Source organism: Salinispora pacifica CNR114, assembly GCF_000514775.1.
Classification (GTDB): Bacteria; Actinomycetota; Actinomycetes; order Mycobacteriales; family Micromonosporaceae; genus Micromonospora; species Micromonospora pacifica.
In genome coordinates, this window is the sequence record NZ_AZWO01000022.1 from 65,748 (window position 1) to 86,064 (window position 20,317).

Sequence of the window (20,317 nt, forward strand, 5' to 3'; positions counted from 1 at the left end):
GTCGGTCGCCCGCGGGCGGCTCAGTCGCTCGCCAGCGCGTCCGCCGCGGCCGGGTCGCAGTCGCGGAGGAACTGGGCACAGCGGGCCGCCTCGTCGGCCTCACCGATGGCGTCGGCCGCCCGGGACAGCACCCAGAGGCACCGCAGGAAGCCCTGGTTCGGCTCATGCGACCACGGCACCGGTCCGTGCCCCTTCCAACCGCTTCGGCGTAGCTGATCCAGGCCCCGGTGGTAACCGGTGCGGGCGTACGCGTACGCCTGGATCACCTGGTCCGCCGCGAACGCGCGGACCGCGAGCGCGGCCCAGGCCGCGCTGAACGTGGGGAAACGTGCCGCCACCGCGGCGAAGTCCTCGTCGGCGCCGCTCTCCGCAGCAGCGGCGATGGCGCTGTCGGCCTCATCGTGCGCGGGCAGGAGGGTGGCCGGTGGCTCCGGCAACAGGTTCTGCATCGCCCTATTCAACCCGCTTCCCTCGACGGCCCGCGAGCGGGTCGACCGACTCGACCGCAGCACACCGCACGAGCGGCCCCACCGCCGTCCGCCGGTCGCGCTGCTGGTCACCGACTCCGGTCCGATTCTGCGCGGGCAGCCGTCGGGGGCACCAAGCGCGACGGCCGGCTCCCGGTACGGGGAGCCGGCCGTCAACCACGGCGATCAGGTCACTTCATCCGGGTGCCGGTGGAGCGGAGGTCCTCGCAGGCCTCGACGATGCGAGCGGCCATTCCGGCCTCGGCGGCCTTGCCCCAGACCCGCGGGTCGTACTTCTTCTTGTTGCCGACCTCACCGTCGACCTTCAGCACCCCGTCGTAGTTGCTGAACATGTGGTCCGCGACGGGACGGGTGAAGCAGTACTGGGTGTCGGTGTCGATGTTCATCTTCACCACCCCGTAGTCCAGCGACTCACGGATCTCCGACAGCAGCGAACCGGAGCCGCCGTGGAAGACCAGGCTCAGCGGCTTGTCCTTGCCGTACTTGGCCCCGACCGCCGCCTGAATCTGGTTGAGCACCTCGGGACGAAGCTTGACGTTGCCCGGCTTGTAGACGCCGTGCACGTTGCCGAAGGTCAGCGCCGCCATGTAGCGGCCCTTCTCTCCCAGGCCAAGCGCCTCAACCATGGCCAGGCCGTCGTCAACGGTGGTGTAGAGCTTCTCGTTGATGGCGTTCTCGACGCCGTCCTCCTCGCCGCCGACCACACCGACCTCGATCTCAAGGACGATCTTGGCCTTGGCGGCCTCACCGAGAAGCTGCTCGGCGATCGTGAGGTTCTCCGCTACCGGCACTGCCGAGCCGTCCCACATGTGTGACTGGAACAGCGGCTCCTGGCCGGCCCGCACCCGCTCCTGCGAGATACCCAGCAACGGCCGGACGAACTTGTCCAGCTTGTCCTTCGGGCAGTGGTCGGTGTGCAGGGCGATGTTGACCGGGTACTTCTTGGCGACCTCGTGCGCGTACGCGGCGAAGGCCACCGCGCCGGTGACCATGTCCTTCACCGAGGGGCCGGAGAGGTACTCGGCGCCACCGGTGGAGACCTGGATGATGCCGTCACTCTCCGCGTCGGCGAAGCCCTTCAACGCCGCGTTGAGGGTCTGCGAGGAGGTCACGTTGATCGCGGGGTAGGCGAACCGGCCTTCCTTGGCACGGTCCAGCATCTCCGCGTAGGCCTCGGGGGAAGCGATAGGCATGTCGAACGCTCCTTACTTAACGCTCTCGGCCGTCGCCGGCCGCTGTTGTCCATGGGTGCGCCGGACCGCGCTGTCCACCGCCGGCAGTATCCCGCAGTTGATTACGGTCGGCACCACCGGCCCGGGCACGCCCGGTTCCGATACCCCCGGTTCGACCCAGCCCAGCGACGCTGATCAGAAGGTCCGGACCGCCCGTTCGCACCCGGCGGAGGCCATGCCCCCATCGTGGCACCGGGGCGCCACGCCGGGGAGGCATTCCCGGTTCCGAACGGATCGGCACGGTCCACGCCACCCCCAACGCGGAGCGTGACCAGCCCGTACGGTGTGGGTAGCTGTCCGCACGAGATCCAGGGAGGGACCATGGGCCTACCCGACGAGGACTTCGCCCCGAGCGAGCACCTCACGCCGGAGGAGCGGGACCCGGAGGCCGAGCCGGCGGACGCGGTCGAGCAGGCCACGGTGGTGCTCCCAAGCGAGGTGGAGGTCGAGCCGCACCGCGGTCTGGAGGTCAACGGTTGGGACGCGACGGAGCAGGCCCGGGTCGTCGGGGGCGACGAGGACGACTATCGCTGAGCGGGCGACCGACGGGCCGGGGGCGATGCGGTCGGGGGCGATGCGGCCGGAACGGCAGCCGGGACTCAACTGGCCGATGCGGTGAAGTTTGTTCGGACGTTCGGCTCACAAAGGCGGGCTACTCCCACTTGGGAAAGCCAGACTCCGAGGAGCCGAATATGATCCGCGAACCGACTTTGGTGTGAACCCCCCAGCCGAAGGATTTCCATGCTCAAACACCCCGCCCGGCGCTGGCTCGTCGGCATCGGCCTCGCCGGCGCGCTCGTCGCCACCGCCGCTCCCGCCTCGGCGGCCGAGACCGACATCACACTTGGCGTCTACTTCGACAACGTCACCCTCGCCGCCGGCTCCACCGGCAAGGCCAGGGCGTCGATCATCTCCGCCTCGGCGCCGGTCACCCTGACCGACCTGACCGTCCAGTACGACTTCAGCGACCTCGCCGGCAAGGTCGATGTCTCCTCGGAGAACCTGGACAGCGACTGCACCACCCCAGAACCACATGTGTTGCGCTGTGTCCAACCCTTCCCCGACACCATTGAGGACAGCCGAGGCGCCTACAGCGCGTCTCTCGTGCCCACCGCCGCCGCCGCGAACGGTGACGAAGGGGTGCTGAGGGTCAGCTTCAGCGCCCAGGGCTTCTCACCTGTCACCCACCAGGCGACAGTACGCATCGGCACCGGAGTCGATCTCGTCGCCGGGGCAGAGCACGAGTTCTCCGTCGCACCTGGCGAGACGTTCACGGAACCGCTGACGGTCAGCAACGCCGGCGAGGTCACTGCCGACGGGGCGGTCGCGTCCTTTGACCACGACTACGGGATCCGGGCCGACCAGCGCTACAGCAACTGCAACTACGACGGCGACCACCTGCTCTTCTGCCGCTTCGATGAACAGTTGGCACCGGGGGCCAGCTACAGCGCCTCCCTCACCCACACCCTCGGGGCGGACACTCAGGCGCCGAGCCACGTGTACGGCGGGCTCTTCTGGCACACGCCGGCCGAGTTCGAAGCCTACGAGGCGCGCCTACACCACCTGGGTGTCTCCCTGGGAGAGCCCGGCACCGGTGGGAAGCTCACGCTGACCGAGCAGAACCGCATCCAGTCGGCTCGGGCGCCGCAGGCCGATACCGATCCGTCGAACAACTGGTCCGATATGTTCATCTCGGCTACCGGAGAAAACAGCACCGACCTGGAGGCGATCGGCGCCGAACTCTCGGGGGAGAAGGACGCCGAGATCCACGCGGCCATCGGCTTCCGCAACAACGGCCCGGCCACCCTTGACTACAGTCGGGCCGGCTCGTCCGTGACCTACCTCAACGTCGACATCCCGCAGGGCACCACGGCGGTCGGGGTGCCCGATCTCTGCGCGCCCTTGCTCGGTGACCAGTTTGGCGACCGGGGTGAAGCGGGCGCAGCGAAATACCGCTGCTACGTCTCCTCCTTCAGCAAGGTCGGCGAGCAGCAGACGTTCGACTTCACCCTCCGAGTCGACGAGGTCATCGCGGACGCTGCCGGCGCGGTGCAGGTCAACGTGCCCTGCCAGTGCGAGGGCGGCTTCTACGACGATCTCAAGCCGGCCAACGACGAGGCCGCGATCCTGGTCAACGCGACCGGCGACACCGGGGGCGGGGGCGGCGGCGCCGACCCGAGCCTGCCGATCACCGGTGACTCCACCCTGCGGGTGGCGGGTCTCGGCGGCCTGCTGCTCGCCATCGGCGCGGCCGGCTTCCTGATCGCCCGCCGGCGGCGGAACAGCTTCGTCGCCTGATCTACCCAGCGGCACCGCGCTGCCCCGTCAACCTGCCCGGTTGGCGGGGCAGCGCGCATAAGAGTGCAATTCTGGTCGGCCAAGGTTCGCGTCGGTGGCCCGCGTGGGGGCTGGTCCTCGACCAATGAACCCCGACCAGCGGTGTGGGTACAGCTATGACGTCAGGCACCGGACGGACCGGGCTGCCACCTAGACTACGGACATTCCCGTCGCCGCTGGCGACGTCCACCGCCCGGCAGCCCACGGAGGTCACCGCGTGCCGACGCCCACCACTACCCTGGCTCTCGGGCCGGACTGGCTCGATCCCGAGGTGCTGATCGAGGCCTTCGGCCTGCTCGGCATCCTGGTGATCGTCTTTGCCGAGTCGGGGCTACTGATCGGCTTCTTCCTGCCTGGTGACTCGCTGCTCTTCACCGCCGGCCTGCTCACCGCCGACGGCAAGTGGATCACCACGCCGCTCTGGCTGGTCTGCCTACTCATCACGCTGTCGGCCATCGCCGGTGACCAGGTGGGGTACGCCTTCGGACGCAAAGTCGGGCCGGCGCTGTTCCGGCGGCCCAACTCGAAGCTGTTCAAGCAGGAGAACCTGCTGAAGTCGCACGAGTTCTTCGAGAAGTACGGGGCCCGCTCGGTGGTACTGGCCCGCTTCGTACCGATCGTCCGGACGTTCACCCCGATTGTGGCGGGGGTCAGCCGGATGAACTATCGCACGTTCGTCATCTACAACGTGATCGGCGCGATCCTCTGGGGCACCGGCGTGACGGTGCTCGGCTACTTCCTCGGCCAGATCCCGTTCGTGAAGGCGAACATCGAACTGATCCTGATCGGGATCGTGGTGCTCTCGGTGGTCCCGATCGTGGTCGAGCTGCTGCGCGCCCGTCTGGCGGCGAGGCGCGGCACCACCGCGGCGGAGCGGGCCGCGGCCGAGGAGGCGATCCGGGAAACCCGGGAGCACTACGGCAAGCACTGACCGGGGGCAAGCGAGCACCGACATGGCCGGGGCACGGCACCGAGTGGCCGCGCCCCGGGACCCCGCTGGCGTCCACGCTCGGGGCGGCAAGCCAGAGGGCGCCCTGCATCGCGCGACGGGGCGCACCCCGAGTCGCGTTCCGATCGGCGAGCCGTCAGCCGGCCGGTCGCAATCCACGAAACCGACCGTCCGACGCCACCCCGCTCGGAGGGCGTCGGACGAACGGTGCGGTCAGCGCGCCTTCTTGCCGGCACGCTTACGCGGCGGCGTCAGGAGGTCGGCGATGGTCGCGATCGCGGTCGGCACCAGCCGGTAGTACGCCCAGACGCCGCGCTTCTCCCGCTCCAGCAGGCCAGCCTCAGTCAGGATGCGCAAGTGATGGCTGACCGTCGGCTGGGAGAGGCCAAGGGGCGCGGTGAGATCACACACGCACGCTTCACCCTCCGGAGCCGACTGGATCAGGCTCAGCAGCCGCAGTCGAGCGGGGTCGGCAAGGGCCTTGAGGACCCCGGCCAGCCGCTCCGCGTCTGCTCGTTCGATCGGCTCGCCGCCAAGCGGCGAGATCTGAGGCATTGTCATTTCCGCCAACGCAGTTCCCACGTATTCCATCCTTCCACCAGCAGCATTGACTCGCCTGCATATCGGCGAATCCAAATCGGCAGACTTTTACGCCACAAGGCCGAGGTCAGCCAACGTATAGGCCGCCCGGTACGGCAGTCCGGCGGCTCGCACCGCGGCGCCGGCACCTCGATCAACAATAACCGCTACCCCCACCACCTCGGCCCCGGCCTCACGTAGAGCCTCCACAGCAGTCAACACGCTCTGGCCCGTGGTGGAAGTGTCTTCCACCGCGAGCACCCGGCGCCCAGCCACGTCGGGCCCCTCGATCCGGCGTTGCAACCCGTGTGCCTTGCCCGTCTTTCGGACGACGAAGGCATCCAGCGGGCGGTCGGTACCAGCAGTGGCGTGCAGCATCGACAGCGCGATCGGGTCGGCGCCGAGGGTGAGCCCACCCACCGCGTCGTACGCCCAGTCGGCAGTCAGCTCCCGCAGCACCCGGCCCACCAACGGTGCGGCCTCGTGATGCAGCGTTACGCGCCGCAAGTCCACATACCAGTCCGCCGCACGCCCCGAGGAGAGCACCACCCGACCATGGACCACTGCCAGGTCGGTGATGAATTTACGCAGGTCGTCGTGGTCCCCCATGGCGAAGAGGGTACTGCTCGATGCTGTGAGCCATGTGTCGGGGCGGCCTGGGTCAACCCTGCGGGCGATGCGACAGCGGGCGATATACCAACACGCTCCGCAACCGGAAGGGTCGTCGGCGGCGCCGACGACCCTTCCGGGCAATCACTGTTCCGCGCGGCCGACCTGCCCGCGGGTGTCCTGCGAGAAGGCTTCCACCAGCCGCCGGGGGGCGTGCCGCATCGCCGCCACGAGCAGCTTGTACTTCCACACCGGAACGCTGATCAACTTACCTTTCCGCAGGTCACGTAGGGATTCAGCGACGACATCTTCTGCCCGCAGCCACATCCACGCCGGCGTCTTTGACCGGTCGATGCCGGCCCGGTCGTGAAACTCGGTACGGGTGTAGCCCGGGCAAAGAGCCATCACCTGGACACCGAGCGCCCGCACCGACAGACCGACCGACTCGCTGAAGCTGGTCACCCACGCCTTGCTCGCCGGGTACGTCGAACCGGGCATTACCGGCCCGAACCCCGAGACCGAAGAGACATTTATCACTGCCCCACTCCGCCGCTCGGTCATCGGCTGGACGGCGGCGAGGGTGAGCCGCATCACTGCGTGCACGTTGAGCCGGAGCAGGCGCGCCTCGTCTTCCGGCGAAGACCGCAGAAACGGCGTATTGAGGCTGATCCCCGCGTTATTCACCAGCAACTCGACCGGGGAACCCGTGGTGAGCCGGCGCTCCACCTCCGCGCATCCATCGTCGGTGGACAGATCGGCGGAGATCGTTTCGACCTCTCGGCCGTGCTGGGAGGTCAGCTCGGCTGCGGACGCCCCCAACCGGGCCGCGTCCCGGGCAACCAGCACCAGGTGCCAGCCCTCCGCGGCCAGTTGGCGCGCGAACTCCGCGCCGATCCCAGCCGTCGCACCGGTGATCAAGGCACGCCGCTCGGTGGTCGACTGGTCACTCGGCACGAGCGTCTCACCTCGGGGGATGTGGGGGCGGATACGGCACGTGTATGCCGGGCATGGTCCGACGGAACCAGCCAGCTGCCGGCGGCAAGGCCAGCAATATTGCTACCACAAGGTAACCGAGCACCTGCCCAACCGAAAGACCTGCGCCGAGCGGAATCCACCAGTCCGGGTACGCCTCGGGCAGCTGGGCAAACAGCTCAACGGTGGCGCGATCCTCGTCCCCCGGCTGCATGGGGAAGGCCCGCATCCCGCCCAGACCGGCGCACCCACAGCAGCCGGCGACCACCCCCAGGCCGGCGACCACCCAGGTCGCCACCCGCGCACCGGAACGGCCGGTGCGCACCAGTCCGGCGAGTGCGGCCAGGAGCGCCCCGGCGAGCAGGCTGACCACCGCACCCGCCACTGTCCAGGCACTGACCAGCAGGACTACCCCATCGATCTCGTCCGACGAGGCCGCGCTTCCCGCCGCCGCCAGCCGGAAGGCGGCAACCGTACTGACCAGAACGAACAGGCCGGTAACGGCGTACGCGACGGCGACCACCGCCATCAGCGCCAGCAGCAGGACAGCCGCGGTCACCACAGCCGGGCGGCGGGCCGGTTCGGGGTACGACACGACTGGTCCCTCCGATAGGCGTCGGGGTGCACGCTATCCGGAGGGACCAGTCGAAGTCGCGTTCTACGGCGGGCAGAGCACCGACGGCTAGCCGAGCCCGCCGGAGCCGGACTGTCCACCTTGACCCGGATCTGACGAACCCGGGTTCCCCGAGGCGCCCGAACTCGGATCAGCCTGCGGATAGTCCGGCTGACCCGGGGGCGGGGGATATGCCGGCTGACCCGGGGGCGGCGGATACGCCGGCTGACCCGGGGGCGGCGGATACGCCGGCTGACCCGGGGGCGGCGGATACACCGGCTGACCCGGGAGCGGAGGCTCCCACTGCTGCTGCGGCTTGCGGAAGAACTCGTTCGATGGCGGCAGGGCAAGCAGGATCAGGGCCACCAACAGGGCGATAGCACCGAGGGTCGCGGTCAGCACCGGTTCGTGCCAGGACGGCAGGGCTTCGTCCAGCCGGCGGTTGAGCTCCTCCTGGCTGACAACGTCACCGGAGACATCGCCCTCCACCACGCTACCCGCTGCGGAGAAGGCCAAGCCGACGGCGACGCAGCAGAGCGCGATGCCACCGACGACCCAGGTCGTGATCCGGGCCGGATTCATCCCCCGGTTGTTGAGCAGGGCGAGAACGACAAAGCCAACCGCGAACAGCAGAGTGACCACGCTCGTCGCGGCGGCCGCGAACACCACGGCGCCCTCGGTACCCTCTGCTGTGGTGCCCGCGAAAGCCTCCTCGTAGACCTCCCGGGCCGCGCCCAGGGTGGTGAGAGCGACCACCACATCGAGTACGGCCAGGGCGGCATAGAACATAAGTAGGTAGCTGGAAATAGTGACGACGCCCGGACGTACCCGAACGGGCTGGTGCGGATTTACCACGAGTCTCCTTCCCTCATTCGCGCCCCACACCGTACGGCCTCGGGCCAACAGACTCGACGGTACGAGCCTCAGTACCCGCGCCATTCGGCACGCGCGTAGTCGAGCACTCGGGGATACAACAGCGTTGAGGCCGGCACATTGACCCGGCCCCGGTCCGGTGGGAAGACCTCGGCGGCGGCCAGCGTGGACGCGTCCAGAAAACGCAGGGTCGGCGCGCCGCTGGGCAGGGTCAGCAAGGGCGGGTTCGCACCGGGCGCGGCGAGCAGAAAGCCCCAGTCACCGAAGGAGGGGATATCCACGTGGTACGGGGTGGTGGCGAATCCGGCCTCCCGCAGTGATGCCTCGATGGACCAGTACGACCGGGGCGCGAAGTACGGGGAACCGGCCTGCACCACCAGCCGGCCCTCGACGGCCAGCGCGTTCCGGACCAACGTGTAGAACTCCACCGAGTAGAGCTTCGCGGTAGCCGTCTCGTCCGGGTCGGGTAGATCGGCGATCACCACGTCAAACTGCTCGGTGGTGGACCGCAGCCACCGGAACGCGTCGGCGTGCAACACCCGAACCCGGGGATCGTCGAGCGAGCCACCGTTGAGCTGCCGCAGTCGCGGCTCGGTGCGGGCCAACGCCACCACCGCCGAATCCAGGTCGACCACGGTGATCCGACGGATGTCCGGGTAGCGCAGCAGTTCCCGAACGGCGAGCCCGTCCCCCGCGCCGAGCAGGAGCACCTCGCCGCGCGGACCAGCGAGCGCCGGATGCACCAGCGCCTCGTGGTATCGGTATTCGTCGAGCGAACTGAACTGGAGATCCCCGTTGAGAAAGAGGCGCAGGTCGGTCTGGCCACCGGGCGCGGCCACCGAGTCGGTGAGGACGATCTCCTGGTAGCGGCTGCGCTCCGCGTGCACCACCGGGTCGCGATAGAGCTGCTGCCGGGCGGTCACCTCGAAGTCATGGGCGGTCAGCCACGCGTACCCGAGGCAGAGGGCGACCAGCACGGAACCGGCGGTCAACGCCGTGCGTGCCCGACCGCTGAGTTCCCGCCGGAAGACGGTGAAGACCAATACCAGGCCGGCGACGGCGTTCACCGCGCCGACCACCAGCGCGCCCTTGAGCTGGCCGAAGAGCGGCAGCAGCAGGAACGGGAAGGCCAGGCCACCGAGGAGGGCGCCGACGTAGTCGGCGGCGAACAGGTCGGCAACCGCACTGCCGGCCGCCTGCTGGCGGATCCGTTGCAGCAGCACCATCAACAGCGGGATCTCCGCGCCGATCAACAGCCCGAGTACGAAGGCGGTGCCGACCAGTGCCGGCAGATACAGGTTCAGCCAGGCGAACGCCGCATAGAGGCCGAGTACCGACAGCCCTCCGAGCAGCGCCAGGGCCAGCTCGATCGCGGCGAACACGGCGGCGGCCCGCGATTGCAGCGGCTTCGCGGCGAGGGCTCCCACCCCCATCGCGAAGACCATGACCCCGAGCACGATCGACGCCTGCCCGACCGTGTCGCCGATCAGGTAGCTACCGAGCGCAACCAGGGCCAGTTCGTAAACCAGGCCGCAGGCCGCGCAGACGAACACCGCGGCCAGCACGGCGGCGCGAGCCGACCGCCACCGGATCGGCGCGTCCATGTCCACCGTCACGCCCGCCTCACCGGCCGCGCCGAGCTCTGCCCTTGCCATGCCGGGCCGTAACCGCCGCCCCGCCGCGCTGCCGACGCCGCTCGACCAGACCGACCACGACCAGCAGCACGGCGATCAGCACCATCCCGGTGGCCCCAATCAGCCAGCCGGAACGCTCCCGCCACAGGTCGCTGCCGGCTGCCGGCAGCGGGCTCGGCGCCGCGATAGGAGCGCTGGTCACCACCGGCTCCGGGCTGACCACACCACGTTCGACGACCAATAGTGAAAGACTCACCGCGGCCCGCGTCACCGCCCATCCGGGCTCCGCGAGGAAGGCCGCTCCATCGAGACCGAACCGGGACAAGCTGGTCTCCAGCTTGAAGAGGTCATAGAGGAATTCGGGCGACCCGTCGACCACCACCCTGGCGAAGTCCTCGGCCTCGCTGCTCTCCGGGGTGTAGTCGACGGTCGCGGCGACCCGCAGCCAGCGGGGACACTGCGGGTGGTCAACCACCGAAAGGCCGACACCGAGGTTCGATCCGGCACTGACCACGTCCCCACCTCCCTGCTTGAGCTCCCAGCCGTAGCAGATGTCCTGCTGCTCGGCGGCGTCGCGCAGCAGAGCCACCGTGTCGTTCTGTTCGGTGGCGGTGGGCGGCGGTACGACCAAGCTGTTGTCCTCGGTCCGGGCGCCAACGGCGACCACGGTGACGAGGACGGCCACCACGACGATGCCACCCCACACCCACCCGCCCCGCGCGGATGCTCGCGGGGCCATCAGCTGATCGCGGCGGCGATGATCGCGCCGGCAGCGAGGTGAATGGCGGCCGTGACCCAGACCGCGGGGTGCGGCTCCGGGTCGACGAGGATCTCGCCCAGCCGCCCGGGGGTGGCGAGATCCAGCAACAGGAACGCGGCTGCCATGATGACCAGACCAAGGAACCCGTAGGACGCCGCCCCGATCAGGCCGACGACGAAGTCGTCCTCGCTGGCGGCGATCGCGGCAACCACGATGATGCCGACGCCGAGCAGGTTCGAGGCGAGCAGAAGCGCGGCGTTGCGGTTGCGTTCGTTCCAGATCAGCTGATTGAGCCGACCTGGGGTGGCCAGGTCAACCAGACCGTAGCCGACGCCCATGAGCGCGATCCCGACCACTCCGTAGGCGAGGGTGAGCAGGAGGTCAGTGACGAGGGTCTGCAACACAGGGGCGCTCCAGGGGTTCGTTCGGTCGACAGAGGTCCTATTTGCCGCTGCCCGGGCCACCGCCCCGGACGGTGTTGCCCCGACCCCAGCCCCAGTGGCCTCCGACCCGGGAGTGGTAGCGCGGGTACGCGGTGGTAAGCCGTTCCAGAAGGATCAGTGAGCCCGCGGCGACCGGCCGGATCACCACCGAATCATCGTCGTAGCGCAGATAGACGCCGGTGCTGTCGACGTACTGGTCCGCCGGCTGCCAGGCGTCGGTGAGCTCCTGGGCCACCTGGCTCGGCTGCTTCGTCGAGCTGTAGGCCAGCGCCGCGCTGTCGAGGTCGTGCGCGGCGGCCCGCTGGTAGCGGTCCTCGACGAAGCCGCGCGGGGAGAAGCTGCCGTAGCTGATGGCGATGGCCACGACCAACACGCCGAGAAGGGCGAACGCCGTCCCCACCACAAACCAGCGTCGGTACGTCATCGCGGAGTCACCACCGTTTCGGTCAGGACCAGCTCCCGGGTCTGCGGGTACGCGTGCCAGGTGCGCCAGCCGAGGGCACCGCCCGACCGGCCCGGACGCACCGCCAACGCGGTCACCGCATCAACGTCGCCGGGGAAGACACCGACCAGGGCGTACGGGTCATCCGCCAGTTCGGCGCGCAGCGCCGCCACCCGTTCCCGCAGGCCCTCGTCGCCGGGGCGCAGCACGGTGGCGGTGAACCGGTAGCCGGTGGACTCGTCGTGGACCCGGTCGGGCAGGTCGGGGCGGCGACCGGGCAGGCACGCCACCGTCTCGGTCAGCGCGGCGCCCGGGGCACGCAGCATCACCTGGTGCGAGGCGCCGAGCAGGCGCAGCCGCACCTGGACCGCGCCGGGCAAATCGACCTGGAGTACGTGCAGCGCGGGTCGCGGGGCGTCGTCAAGCGCCAGGCTGAGGTCGGTGGCACAGGTGTCGACATAGGGTGCGACCAGGGTGACGAGCACTCAGGCCACCTCGTCCCGCGGATAGATCATCACCTCGGAGCGGTGCAGCCGCTCGCCGCGGGCCACCTCCCAGCCCGCCTCGCCGTACGCCTCGAACGACAGCCGCTCGCCGCCGGAGGCCTGATAGTCGTGGTAGCGCAGGGTGCCGCTCGGGTCGAGCGTGGTGGTGCCGACCGCGGTGTAGCGGGCCTGACCGGACTCACTCCAGCGGTAGCGGCGGCCGGCGAAGTCGATGGTCGGCGCCCCCGGGGTGATCGTCGTGCCGGGTTCGGCCGCCCAGAGCACCAGTTCCAGCTCTGGATCCTCCTCCACGGAGAGCCAGCGCCGGACGCCGTCCGCGTCGTCGAGCAGGTGTTCCGTCCAGCTCCACGCACCTTCCACCAGCCGGACGGAGCCGCGCACCGCGTACGTCACGCCGCCGGAGACCTCGACGAGGTCCCCGGGCTTGAGTCGCCGCGGGTCGCCCCGAAGGGCGTCCGCGTCGCGATCGCGCAGCGGGTCTTCTTGGGCGACCCGCGTACCGGGGGGACGGCGGCTGGTCCGGCGCTGGGCCCACGCGGCGATCACCACCCCGGCCACCACCGCCAGGCAGCCCACCGTCGTCAGCAGATACGCCACCGGCCCGTTCACCGACCACCTCCCCAGGCATGTCGATCGGAGACGATAACAACCCGGCGCACCTCGGCGGAGTTGGCAAGCGCCCGCACCCGGGCGACGAGGGGCGCCTAGGCGGCGGTCACGGTGAGGGCGTCCCTGCCGTCGGTCAGGCCCACCCGGACGGTGTCACCGTCGCGGATTCGCCCGGCCAGCAGTGCCTTCGCCAGCTGGTCACCGATGGCGGTCTGCACCAGGCGGCGAAGCGGGCGGGCGCCGTAAACCGGGTCGTAGCCGTGCTCGGCGAGCCACTCCCGAGCCGGGTCGGTGATCTCCAGACCCAGCCGACGGTCGGCGAGCCGTCGGCGCATCCGCTCCAGCTGGATGTCCACGATGGCCCGCAGCTGCTCGCCCTGGAGGGCGGCGAATACCACGGTGTCGTCGAGGCGGTTGAGGAACTCCGGCTTGAAGTGCGACCGAACCACCGCCAGGACGCCCTCGCGGCGCTGCTCCTCCGCCACGGTGAGGTCACCCACCACCGACGAGCCGAGGTTCGAGGTGAGGATCAGGATGGCGTTGCGGAAGTCCACCGTCCGGCCCTGGCCGTCGGTGAGCCGGCCGTCGTCGAGCACCTGCAGGAGGAGATCGAAGACGTCCGGGTGGGCTTTCTCCACCTCGTCGAGCAGGATCACCGAGTACGGCCGACGGCGTACCGCCTCGGTGAGCTGACCACCCTCCTCGTACCCGACGTAGCCGGGTGGGGCGCCGACCAGGCGGGCGACGGAGTGCTTCTCGCCGTACTCGCTCATGTCGATTCGCACCATTGCCCGCTCGTCGTCGAAGAGGAACCCCGCGAGCGCCTTGGCCAGCTCGGTCTTGCCGACCCCGGTCGGACCGAGGAAGAGGAAGCTGCCGGTCGGGCGGTCCGGGTCCGCGATACCGGCACGGGCCCGCCGGACCGCGTCGGCGACAGCGCCCACGGCCCGGGCCTGGCCGACCACCTGCTCGCCGAGCGACTCCTCCATCCGCAGCAACTTCGCCGTCTCGCCCTCCAGGAGCCGGCCGGCGGGAATGCCGGTCCAGGAGGCGACCACGGCGGCGACGTCATCCGCACCGACCTCCTCCTTGAGCATCGCACCGTCCGCCTGGAGCCGGGCCAGCTCCTCCGCCGCCTCGGTCAGGTCGGCCCTGAGCGTCGGGATCCGCCCGTACCGCAGCTCGGCGGCGCGCTCCAGCTCGCCGTCGCGCTCGGCCCGCTCGGCCTCCCCGCTGAGCCGCTCCAGGTCCTCCTTGGCGGCGGAGAGGCGGGTGATGTGCCGCTTCTCGGTCTGCCAGCGTTCAGAAAGGGCCGTGAGCTGCTCGCGCTTGTCGGCCAGTTCCTTGCGCAGCCGCTCCAGCCGTTCGACGGATGCGGCGTCTGCCTCCTTCGCCAGCGCCATCTCCTCGATCTCGAGGCGGCGCACCGCCCGCTCGATCTCGTCCACCTCGACCGGCCGTGAGTCGATCTCCATCCGGAGCCGGGACGCGGACTCGTCGACCAGGTCGATGGCCTTGTCCGGCAGGAACCGGTCGGTGATGTAACGGTCGGACAGGGTGACGGCGGCGACCAGCGCGCCGTCGGTGATCCGCACGCCGTGGTGCACCTCGTACCGCTCCTTGAGCCCCCGCAGGATTCCGACGGTGTCCTCGATGGTTGGCTCACCGACCAGCACCGGCTGGAACCGACGTTCCAGGGCCGGATCGGATTCGACGTGCTGGCGGTATTCGTCGAGCGTGGTCGCGCCCACCATCCGCAGCTCGCCCCGGGCCAGCATGGGCTTGAGCATGTTGCCGGCGTCCATCGCGCCCTCGCCCTTACCAGCGCCGACGACGGTGTGCAGTTCGTCCAGGAAGGTGATGACCTGCCCATCCGAATTCTTGATCTCCTCAAGGACGGACTTCAGCCGTTCCTCGAACTGGCCCCGGTACGACGCGCCGGCCACCATCGCGCCGAGATCCAGGGAGACCAGCTTCTTGTCCCGTAGCGACTCGGGGACGTCACCGGCGACAATCCGCTGGGCCAGGCCCTCGACGATCGCGGTCTTGCCGACGCCCGGCTCGCCGATCAGGACCGGGTTGTTCTTCGTCCGCCGAGACAGCACCTGGATCACCCGGCGAATCTCGGTGTCCCGGCCGATCACCGGGTCGATCCGGCCATCCCGGGCGCTGGCGGTGAGGTCAACGCCGTACCTCGCGAGGGCCTGGTAGGTCTGCTCCGGGTCGGCGCTGGTGACCCGACGGTCCCCGCCCCGTACGGTCGGGAACGAGGCCACCAGGGCCTCCTCGGTGGCCCCGGCACTCCCCAGCGCCGCCGACACCGCGCCGCCGACCTGGGCCAGGCCGGCAAGCAGATGCTCGGTCGAGGTGTACTCGTCGCCGAGCGGGCGGGCGATCTGTTCGGCGGCGCCGATGGCGTTGACGAACTCCCGGGCCAGGGTCGGCTCGGCGACGCTGGACCCACGGGCGACGGGCAGCGCAGCTACCGCACGCTGGGCAGCCCGGCGCAACTCGTCCGGGTCGGCTCCGGTGGCGCGCAGCAGGCCGACCGCGGTTGATCCCGCGGTGTCCAGCAGGGACAGCAGCAGGTGCCAGGGCTCCACGGTGGCATGTCCACGCTGCCCAGCGAGGGCGACGGCGCCGGTGATGGTCTCGCGGCTCTTCGTGGTGAGACGTTCGGTGTTCATGGGCTCCCCCGGGTCGGCGTGTCCACTGGTACGGACACTGCCAAAGTTGAGCCTATTCCGCTCAACTTTGCCGGTGTGAAGTGAGTCACCCAATCGGGGGTGTCCCACTGACACTGGCTCCGTGATCCCGCTCGATCATCTCGACCTGACGCGCGCGGTAGCCTTGTCCACGTGCGAGTACGTGTCGAACAGACTGCTCTTCCGGGGATCGGTGTCCGCCACGATCTGATGACGGAGTCCGGACGGCGGCTCGGCGTGGTTTCCCACCGCAACGGCCGGCGAGATCTCGTCCTCTACGACCCGGATGATCCCGACGCCTGCCAGGCCGACATCCCGCTGACCGACGACGAGGCCGAGGCGCTCGCCGACATCCTCGGCGCGTCGCTGCTCCTCGGCCAGCTCTCCGGGCTGCGGGAGCAGGCCGCCGGGCTGCTGACCGAGCAGGTCGCCATCCCCGCGGCCTCGTCGTACGTGGGCCGCAAGCTCGGCGACACGAAGGCACGTACCCGCACCGGCGCCTCGATCGTGGCGGTGCTTCGCCACGGCGAGGTGATCGTCTCCCCAGAACCCGCATTCCGCTTCGCGGCCGGTGACGTTGTCGTGGTGGTCGGGACTCGACAGGGTCTCGACGGAGTGACTGCCATCCTCGCCGACGGCGACCCGGACGGCTGAGGCGGATGCACGACACCACCACACTGCTCATCGAAGTCGGCGCGCTGCTGTTCCTGCTCGGACTCCTCGGCCGACTCAGCCGCCGGATCGGGCTCTCCCCCATCCCCCTCTACCTACTCGCCGGGCTCCTCTTCGGGCACGGCGGTGTCTTTGGCTTCAAGGCCAGCGAGGAGTTCTTCGCGATCGGCGCCGAAATCGGCGTGATCCTCCTGCTGGTCATGCTCGGCCTGGAGTACTCCGCGAGCGAGCTGGTCGGCAACCTCCGAGCCGCCGCGCCGGCCGGGCTGATCGACGGGCTGCTCAACGCGTTGCCCGGCGCCGCCTTCGCACTGCTGCTCGGCTGGGACTGGGTGGCGGCGGTCGTACTCGCCGGCATCACCTGGATCTCCTCCTCCGGCGTGGTCGCGAAGGTCCTCAGCGACCTGGGTCGGCTCGGCAACCGGGAAACCCCGGTGGTGTTGTCGGTGCTGGTCATCGAAGACCTGGCGATGGCCTTCTACCTGCCGCTACTCACCGCCGTCCTGGCCGGAGCCGGGCTGGTCGCCGGCGGCGCCGCGCTCGCCGTCGCGGTCGCCACGGTGCTGGTCGTGCTGGTGGTCGCGATCCGGTATGGCCGGACCATTTCGAACGTCATGTCGGCCCGTGATCCGGAGGCGCTGCTCCTGGGCGTACTCGGCCTGACCCTGCTGGTCGCCGGGGTCGCCGCGAAGCTCCAGGTCTCGGCCGCCGTCGGTGCGTTCCTGGTCGGCATCGCGATCTCCGGACCGGTCGCGCACCATGCCACCCAACTCCTGACGCCGCTGCGGGACCTGTTCGCCGCGGTGTTCTTCCTCTTCTTCGGGCTGGTCACCGACCCACGCGACATCCCGCCGGTGCTACTGCCGGCGCTCGCGCTGGCGGTGGTCACGATGGGCACGAAGACGCTCACCGGGTACCTCGCCGCCCGGCGGGCCGGCATCGCCGAGCCCGGCCGCTGGCGCACCGGACTCACCCTGGTACCGCGCGGGGAGTTCTCCATCGTCATCGCCGGGCTGGCGGTGGCGGCCGGAAGTGTCGATCCGCAACTGGCCGCGCTCGCCACGGCGTACGTGTTGATCACCGTGGTGGTCGGGCCGACGCTCGCCCGGGTGCCCGACCTCGACTGGTTCAAGAGCTGGCTGCGGCAACGCGCCGCCAAGCAGCAGACCCAACCGGTGCCTGTCGGGGACTGATCCGCCCCGCCTCGGTGGCCTGCCCCGCGCGGGCCACCGGCGGCCCGGCCCCGCCCCCCTCGGGTAATGACTCCGCCCCGGCGAGGGCTACCGCCGCTGGCATGCTCGCGTTACCGTTGCCGCCCAACAGCGGGGAAAGGGGTACCCGGGGCCGTCGCCCAGGTGAAGAGCGGAGGGTTGGCCGGTGAGTGCGCAGGATTCGACCTTTCGTGGCTTCGCGAACCCCGTCGACCCGTCACCGGCGGAGCTACGGGCCTGGGCCTACCAACCCGACTCGGTGCCGTTGGCCTCCATGCCGCAGGACTGGGATCTCCTGGTCGCCGGCAACGGGCTGGTAGCCACCCTCTTCGACCTGGCGATGGATCCGGCCTGTCCGGCCCGCCGCTTCGCGCTGCACTGCCTCTACATCTACGCCGCGGGCGGGATCCGATCGGGGTTTCGGGCCCACCCGAAGCGGCGGTTCTGGAAGCTGGTGGAGCGGGCCGAGCGGGAGGGGGACGAGCCGATGCGGACGTGGGCGCGGAACAGCCGGATCCTGCTGGCCCAACCGGACGTCTTCGTCTACCGCGACTGGTGCGAGGGGGGACTGGTCCGGGAGAACCGCCGCCTCCCCTGACCCGATGGGCCGGGACCCCCCGTGTGACCGGTTGGGCCGGGACCCCCCGTGGGTCCCGGCCCGCCCATCGGTCGACCGGCTCGGTCAGCGACGCTGATGCTGATCCGCGGGGTGTCCCTGGTCGGCGCCAGAGTCACCCGATTCCGCGAACCGTCCTTGCCTGATCTGGTCGCTGAACCTTCCCTCAGTGAGCTCGTCGAACCGCTTTCGGACCGCCTCGGCCACCTGCTCGAGGCTCTCCTCCGCCTGTTGGGCGAGACTCTTGGCTGTTTCCGCCATGACCCCCTACCAGCGACGTCCGATTTGGGTAGATTTGGAGCTAATCCTGAGATTAGCCGACCTGGACGCTCCCCGGGGCCGAACCCCGAATCCGGCACGAGCTCACCGCTCCGGGTTCCGCCGGGGACGCCAGACCACCAGCGCGGTGGAGGTACGACGGGCAGGCACCAGGTCGCTGCCGGGGAAGCGGGCCACCGCCTCCAACTCGGCGATCCGGCGGTACGCGGCCTCCAGCTCCACCTCCAGCCGGGCCACCCGCTGCTGCGCCTGCTCCAGCAGCCGCTCCAACCCGATAATCCGCTTCACCCCGGCCAGGTTGATGCCGTCGTCCTGGCTGAGCCGCTGCACCTCGCGGAGCAGCACCACGTCCCGGACGCTGTACCGACGACCACCCCCGGCCGCACGGCCGGCCTGCACCAGACCGAGCCGGTCATACTGGCGCAGCGTCTGTGGGTGCATGCCCGCCATCCGGGCAGCCACCGAGATCATCAGCACCTTGGCCTCGTAGGCAGGGTCATCCGCACCGACGAAGTTGTCCGCCATCCCCGCTCACCTCCGCGTGCACTCCACCGAGCCCGCCGCCCGGTCAGCTCCCCCGACGCACCCGCGCGTCGAGATGTTCCCGAGCAGCCGGCGGGGTCTGGGCAACGAACGTCTCCAACGCCGCCCGGGCCTCCTCTGACAGCTTCTCTGGTACCACCACCTCAAGGGTGACCAACAGATCGCCGGCCCGTCCATCGGTACGGGCCACCCCCTTGCCCCGGGCCCGAAGGACGCGTCCGCTCGGCGTACCCGGAGGCACCCGGAGAGTTACCGCGCCATCGAAGGTGGGTACCCGCAGATCAGTGCCGAGTACCGCCTCCGCGAAGGTGATCGGCACCGTCAGTGTCAGGTCCTCACCGGCTCGGCCGAACAGGTCGTCCGGACTGACCCGGACCTGAATGAACAGGTCACCGGCGGGCCCGCCCCGGGCCCCGGGCTCCCCCCGCCCCGCCAGCCGGATCCGCTGACCGTCGGACACCCCAGCCGGGAACCGGACGTTCAACGTCCGGTTCTTGGTGACGCCACCGCTGCCCTGGCACTCCGGGCATTTCTCGTCCACCACCGTGCCGACGCCCTGACAGTCAGAACAGGGCTCGGAGAAGCTGAACGAGCCCTGATTACGGGTGGTTACCCCGGCACCGCGACAGGTCGGACAGGCCCGCGGCTGCGTGCCCGGCTTCGCCCCGTCGCCACGACAGGTCTCACACACCCCCGGCGTCCGCAACGTCAGCGGCAGGGTCACCCCGCGCATCGCGTCGTCGAAGTCGAGCGCGACCTCGGTCTCCACGTCCCGTCCCCGAGCCGGGCCCCGCGATGTGGCCCCACCCCCACCCGGAAAGATCGAACCGAACAGGTTCTGAAACCCAGCCCCGCTGAACCGCCGGTCGCCACCGGCCGCGCCGCCGAACAGGTCACCAACATCGAACGGCATCCCGCCGGGCGGGCCCGCTCCGCCGGCGTTACGCCGGAACGCGCCCGAACCGAACAACGACCGCATCTCGTCGTACTCCTGGCGCTTCGCGTCATCGCCAAGCACCGTGTACGCCTCGGAGGCCGCCTTGAACCGCTCCTCGGCTGACGTGTCGCCAGGATTGCGATCCGGGTGCGACTCGCGCGCCAGCTTCCGATACGCCTTCTTGATCTCGTCAGCGGAGGCGGCCTTGCCCACTCCAAGGGCGGCGTAGTAGTCCTTCTCGATCCAGTCCTTGGAACTCACCGGTCCGCCCCCTTCCGTCGAGTGATCGTCCCGCCCGCCCCGGTCGG

Annotated in this window: 23 protein-coding genes; 6 read left to right on the top strand and 17 right to left on the bottom strand. The window is 69.9% G+C overall.

The features are described from left to right. Positions 1–20: 20 nt before the first annotated feature. Both B118_RS0115395 and fbaA read right to left on the bottom strand, forming a co-directional pair. Positions 21–449 (bottom strand): DUF3151 domain-containing protein, encoded by a 429-nt coding sequence (locus B118_RS0115395; protein ID WP_018221764.1) that lies wholly within the window; start codon positions 447–449, stop codon positions 21–23. A 209-nt stretch (positions 450–658) separates the two neighbouring features. Continuing rightward, positions 659–1,681 carry a class II fructose-bisphosphate aldolase gene (gene fbaA / locus B118_RS0115400; RefSeq protein ID WP_018221765.1) on the bottom strand — a complete coding sequence of 341 codons (1,023 nt, stop codon included), beginning with the start codon at positions 1,679–1,681 and terminating at the stop codon, positions 659–661. A 360-nt stretch (positions 1,682–2,041) separates the two neighbouring features. Between fbaA and B118_RS0115405 the strand changes: the two genes are divergently transcribed. The 3 genes from B118_RS0115405 to B118_RS0115415 all read left to right on the top strand — a co-directional run bounded on the left by B118_RS0115405 (position 2,042) and on the right by B118_RS0115415 (position 4,988). After that, a complete protein-coding gene (locus B118_RS0115405) occupies positions 2,042–2,254 on the top strand; it encodes a hypothetical protein (RefSeq protein ID WP_018221766.1) in 213 nt (70 codons plus the stop codon). Positions 2,255–2,461: 207 nt separating this feature from the next. After that, a complete protein-coding gene (locus tag B118_RS0115410; RefSeq protein WP_018811896.1) occupies positions 2,462–4,018 on the top strand; it encodes an LPXTG cell wall anchor domain-containing protein in 1,557 nt (518 codons plus the stop codon). Positions 4,019–4,274: 256 nt separating this feature from the next. Then, on the top strand, positions 4,275–4,988 hold the full coding sequence (locus B118_RS0115415) for a DedA family protein (RefSeq protein ID WP_018811895.1): 714 nt from the start codon (positions 4,275–4,277) through the stop codon (positions 4,986–4,988). A gap of 231 nt (positions 4,989–5,219) precedes the next feature. Here the strand turns inward: B118_RS0115415 and B118_RS0115420 are convergent, their stop codons facing one another. The 12 genes from B118_RS0115420 to clpB all read right to left on the bottom strand — a co-directional run bounded on the left by B118_RS0115420 (position 5,220) and on the right by clpB (position 15,733). After that, entirely contained in the window at positions 5,220–5,597 is a 378-nt protein-coding gene (locus B118_RS0115420; RefSeq protein ID WP_018816275.1) for an ArsR/SmtB family transcription factor, read from the bottom strand. Positions 5,598–5,654: 57 nt separating this feature from the next. Next, positions 5,655–6,194, bottom strand: a complete 540-nt coding sequence (gene pyrE / locus B118_RS0115425) for an orotate phosphoribosyltransferase (protein ID WP_018221769.1) — start codon at positions 6,192–6,194, stop codon at positions 5,655–5,657. 144 nt (positions 6,195–6,338) lie between these two features. Continuing rightward, positions 6,339–7,148 (bottom strand): SDR family NAD(P)-dependent oxidoreductase, encoded by an 810-nt coding sequence (locus tag B118_RS0115430; protein ID WP_028192991.1) that lies wholly within the window; start codon positions 7,146–7,148, stop codon positions 6,339–6,341. A 7-nt stretch (positions 7,149–7,155) separates the two neighbouring features. Further along, entirely contained in the window at positions 7,156–7,761 is a 606-nt protein-coding gene (locus B118_RS0115435; protein WP_018221771.1) for a hypothetical protein, read from the bottom strand. An 87-nt stretch (positions 7,762–7,848) separates the two neighbouring features. Next, complete coding sequence (locus B118_RS0115440) at positions 7,849–8,664, bottom strand: hypothetical protein (protein WP_026185537.1); 816 nt, start codon at positions 8,662–8,664, stop codon at positions 7,849–7,851. A gap of 38 nt (positions 8,665–8,702) precedes the next feature. Beyond that, positions 8,703–10,307, bottom strand: coding sequence for a polyamine aminopropyltransferase (locus B118_RS0115445; protein ID WP_050592812.1), 1,605 nt, complete (start codon positions 10,305–10,307; stop codon positions 8,703–8,705). Continuing rightward, positions 10,276–10,992 carry a hypothetical protein gene (locus B118_RS0115450; RefSeq protein ID WP_028192993.1) on the bottom strand — a complete coding sequence of 239 codons (717 nt, stop codon included), beginning with the start codon at positions 10,990–10,992 and terminating at the stop codon, positions 10,276–10,278. The genes B118_RS0115445 and B118_RS0115450 overlap by 32 nt, the downstream gene beginning before the upstream one ends. Before the next feature lie 32 nt (positions 10,993–11,024). Next, complete coding sequence (locus B118_RS0115455) at positions 11,025–11,447, bottom strand: DUF350 domain-containing protein (protein WP_080642633.1); 423 nt, start codon at positions 11,445–11,447, stop codon at positions 11,025–11,027. Positions 11,448–11,487: 40 nt separating this feature from the next. Then, complete coding sequence (locus B118_RS0115460) at positions 11,488–11,913, bottom strand: DUF4247 domain-containing protein (protein WP_018221776.1); 426 nt, start codon at positions 11,911–11,913, stop codon at positions 11,488–11,490. Further along, positions 11,910–12,416, bottom strand: a complete 507-nt coding sequence (locus B118_RS0115465; protein ID WP_018811890.1) for a DUF2617 family protein — start codon at positions 12,414–12,416, stop codon at positions 11,910–11,912. Before B118_RS0115465 ends, B118_RS0115460 begins: the two co-directional genes overlap by 4 nt. Then, a complete protein-coding gene (locus B118_RS0115470) occupies positions 12,417–13,046 on the bottom strand; it encodes a DUF4178 domain-containing protein (protein ID WP_018221778.1) in 630 nt (209 codons plus the stop codon). It lies immediately after the preceding gene. A gap of 95 nt (positions 13,047–13,141) precedes the next feature. After that, positions 13,142–15,733, bottom strand: a complete 2,592-nt coding sequence (gene clpB, locus B118_RS0115475) for an ATP-dependent chaperone ClpB (RefSeq protein ID WP_018221779.1) — start codon at positions 15,731–15,733, stop codon at positions 13,142–13,144. A 171-nt stretch (positions 15,734–15,904) separates the two neighbouring features. Between clpB and B118_RS0115480 the strand changes: the two genes are divergently transcribed. The 3 genes from B118_RS0115480 to B118_RS0115490 all read left to right on the top strand — a co-directional run bounded on the left by B118_RS0115480 (position 15,905) and on the right by B118_RS0115490 (position 18,232). Beyond that, on the top strand, positions 15,905–16,405 hold the full coding sequence (locus B118_RS0115480; RefSeq protein ID WP_026185539.1) for a cation:proton antiporter regulatory subunit: 501 nt from the start codon (positions 15,905–15,907) through the stop codon (positions 16,403–16,405). 5 nt (positions 16,406–16,410) lie between these two features. Beyond that, positions 16,411–17,616, top strand: a complete 1,206-nt coding sequence (locus B118_RS0115485) for a cation:proton antiporter (protein WP_028192994.1) — start codon at positions 16,411–16,413, stop codon at positions 17,614–17,616. Between the two features lie 184 nt (positions 17,617–17,800). Continuing rightward, positions 17,801–18,232, top strand: a complete 432-nt coding sequence (locus B118_RS0115490; protein WP_018221782.1) for a hypothetical protein — start codon at positions 17,801–17,803, stop codon at positions 18,230–18,232. An 84-nt stretch (positions 18,233–18,316) separates the two neighbouring features. Here B118_RS0115490 and B118_RS0115495 read toward each other — a convergent pair whose 3' ends face one another. The 3 genes from B118_RS0115495 to dnaJ form a co-directional block, all read right to left on the bottom strand. Then, positions 18,317–18,511 carry a hypothetical protein gene (locus B118_RS0115495; protein ID WP_018221783.1) on the bottom strand — a complete coding sequence of 65 codons (195 nt, stop codon included), beginning with the start codon at positions 18,509–18,511 and terminating at the stop codon, positions 18,317–18,319. Between the two features lie 102 nt (positions 18,512–18,613). Further along, on the bottom strand, positions 18,614–19,054 hold the full coding sequence (locus tag B118_RS0115500; RefSeq protein WP_018811886.1) for a heat shock protein transcriptional repressor HspR: 441 nt from the start codon (positions 19,052–19,054) through the stop codon (positions 18,614–18,616). Between the two features lie 43 nt (positions 19,055–19,097). Then, complete coding sequence (gene dnaJ / locus B118_RS0115505; protein ID WP_018221785.1) at positions 19,098–20,270, bottom strand: molecular chaperone DnaJ; 1,173 nt, start codon at positions 20,268–20,270, stop codon at positions 19,098–19,100. Between the last annotated feature and the right edge of the window lie 47 nt (positions 20,271–20,317).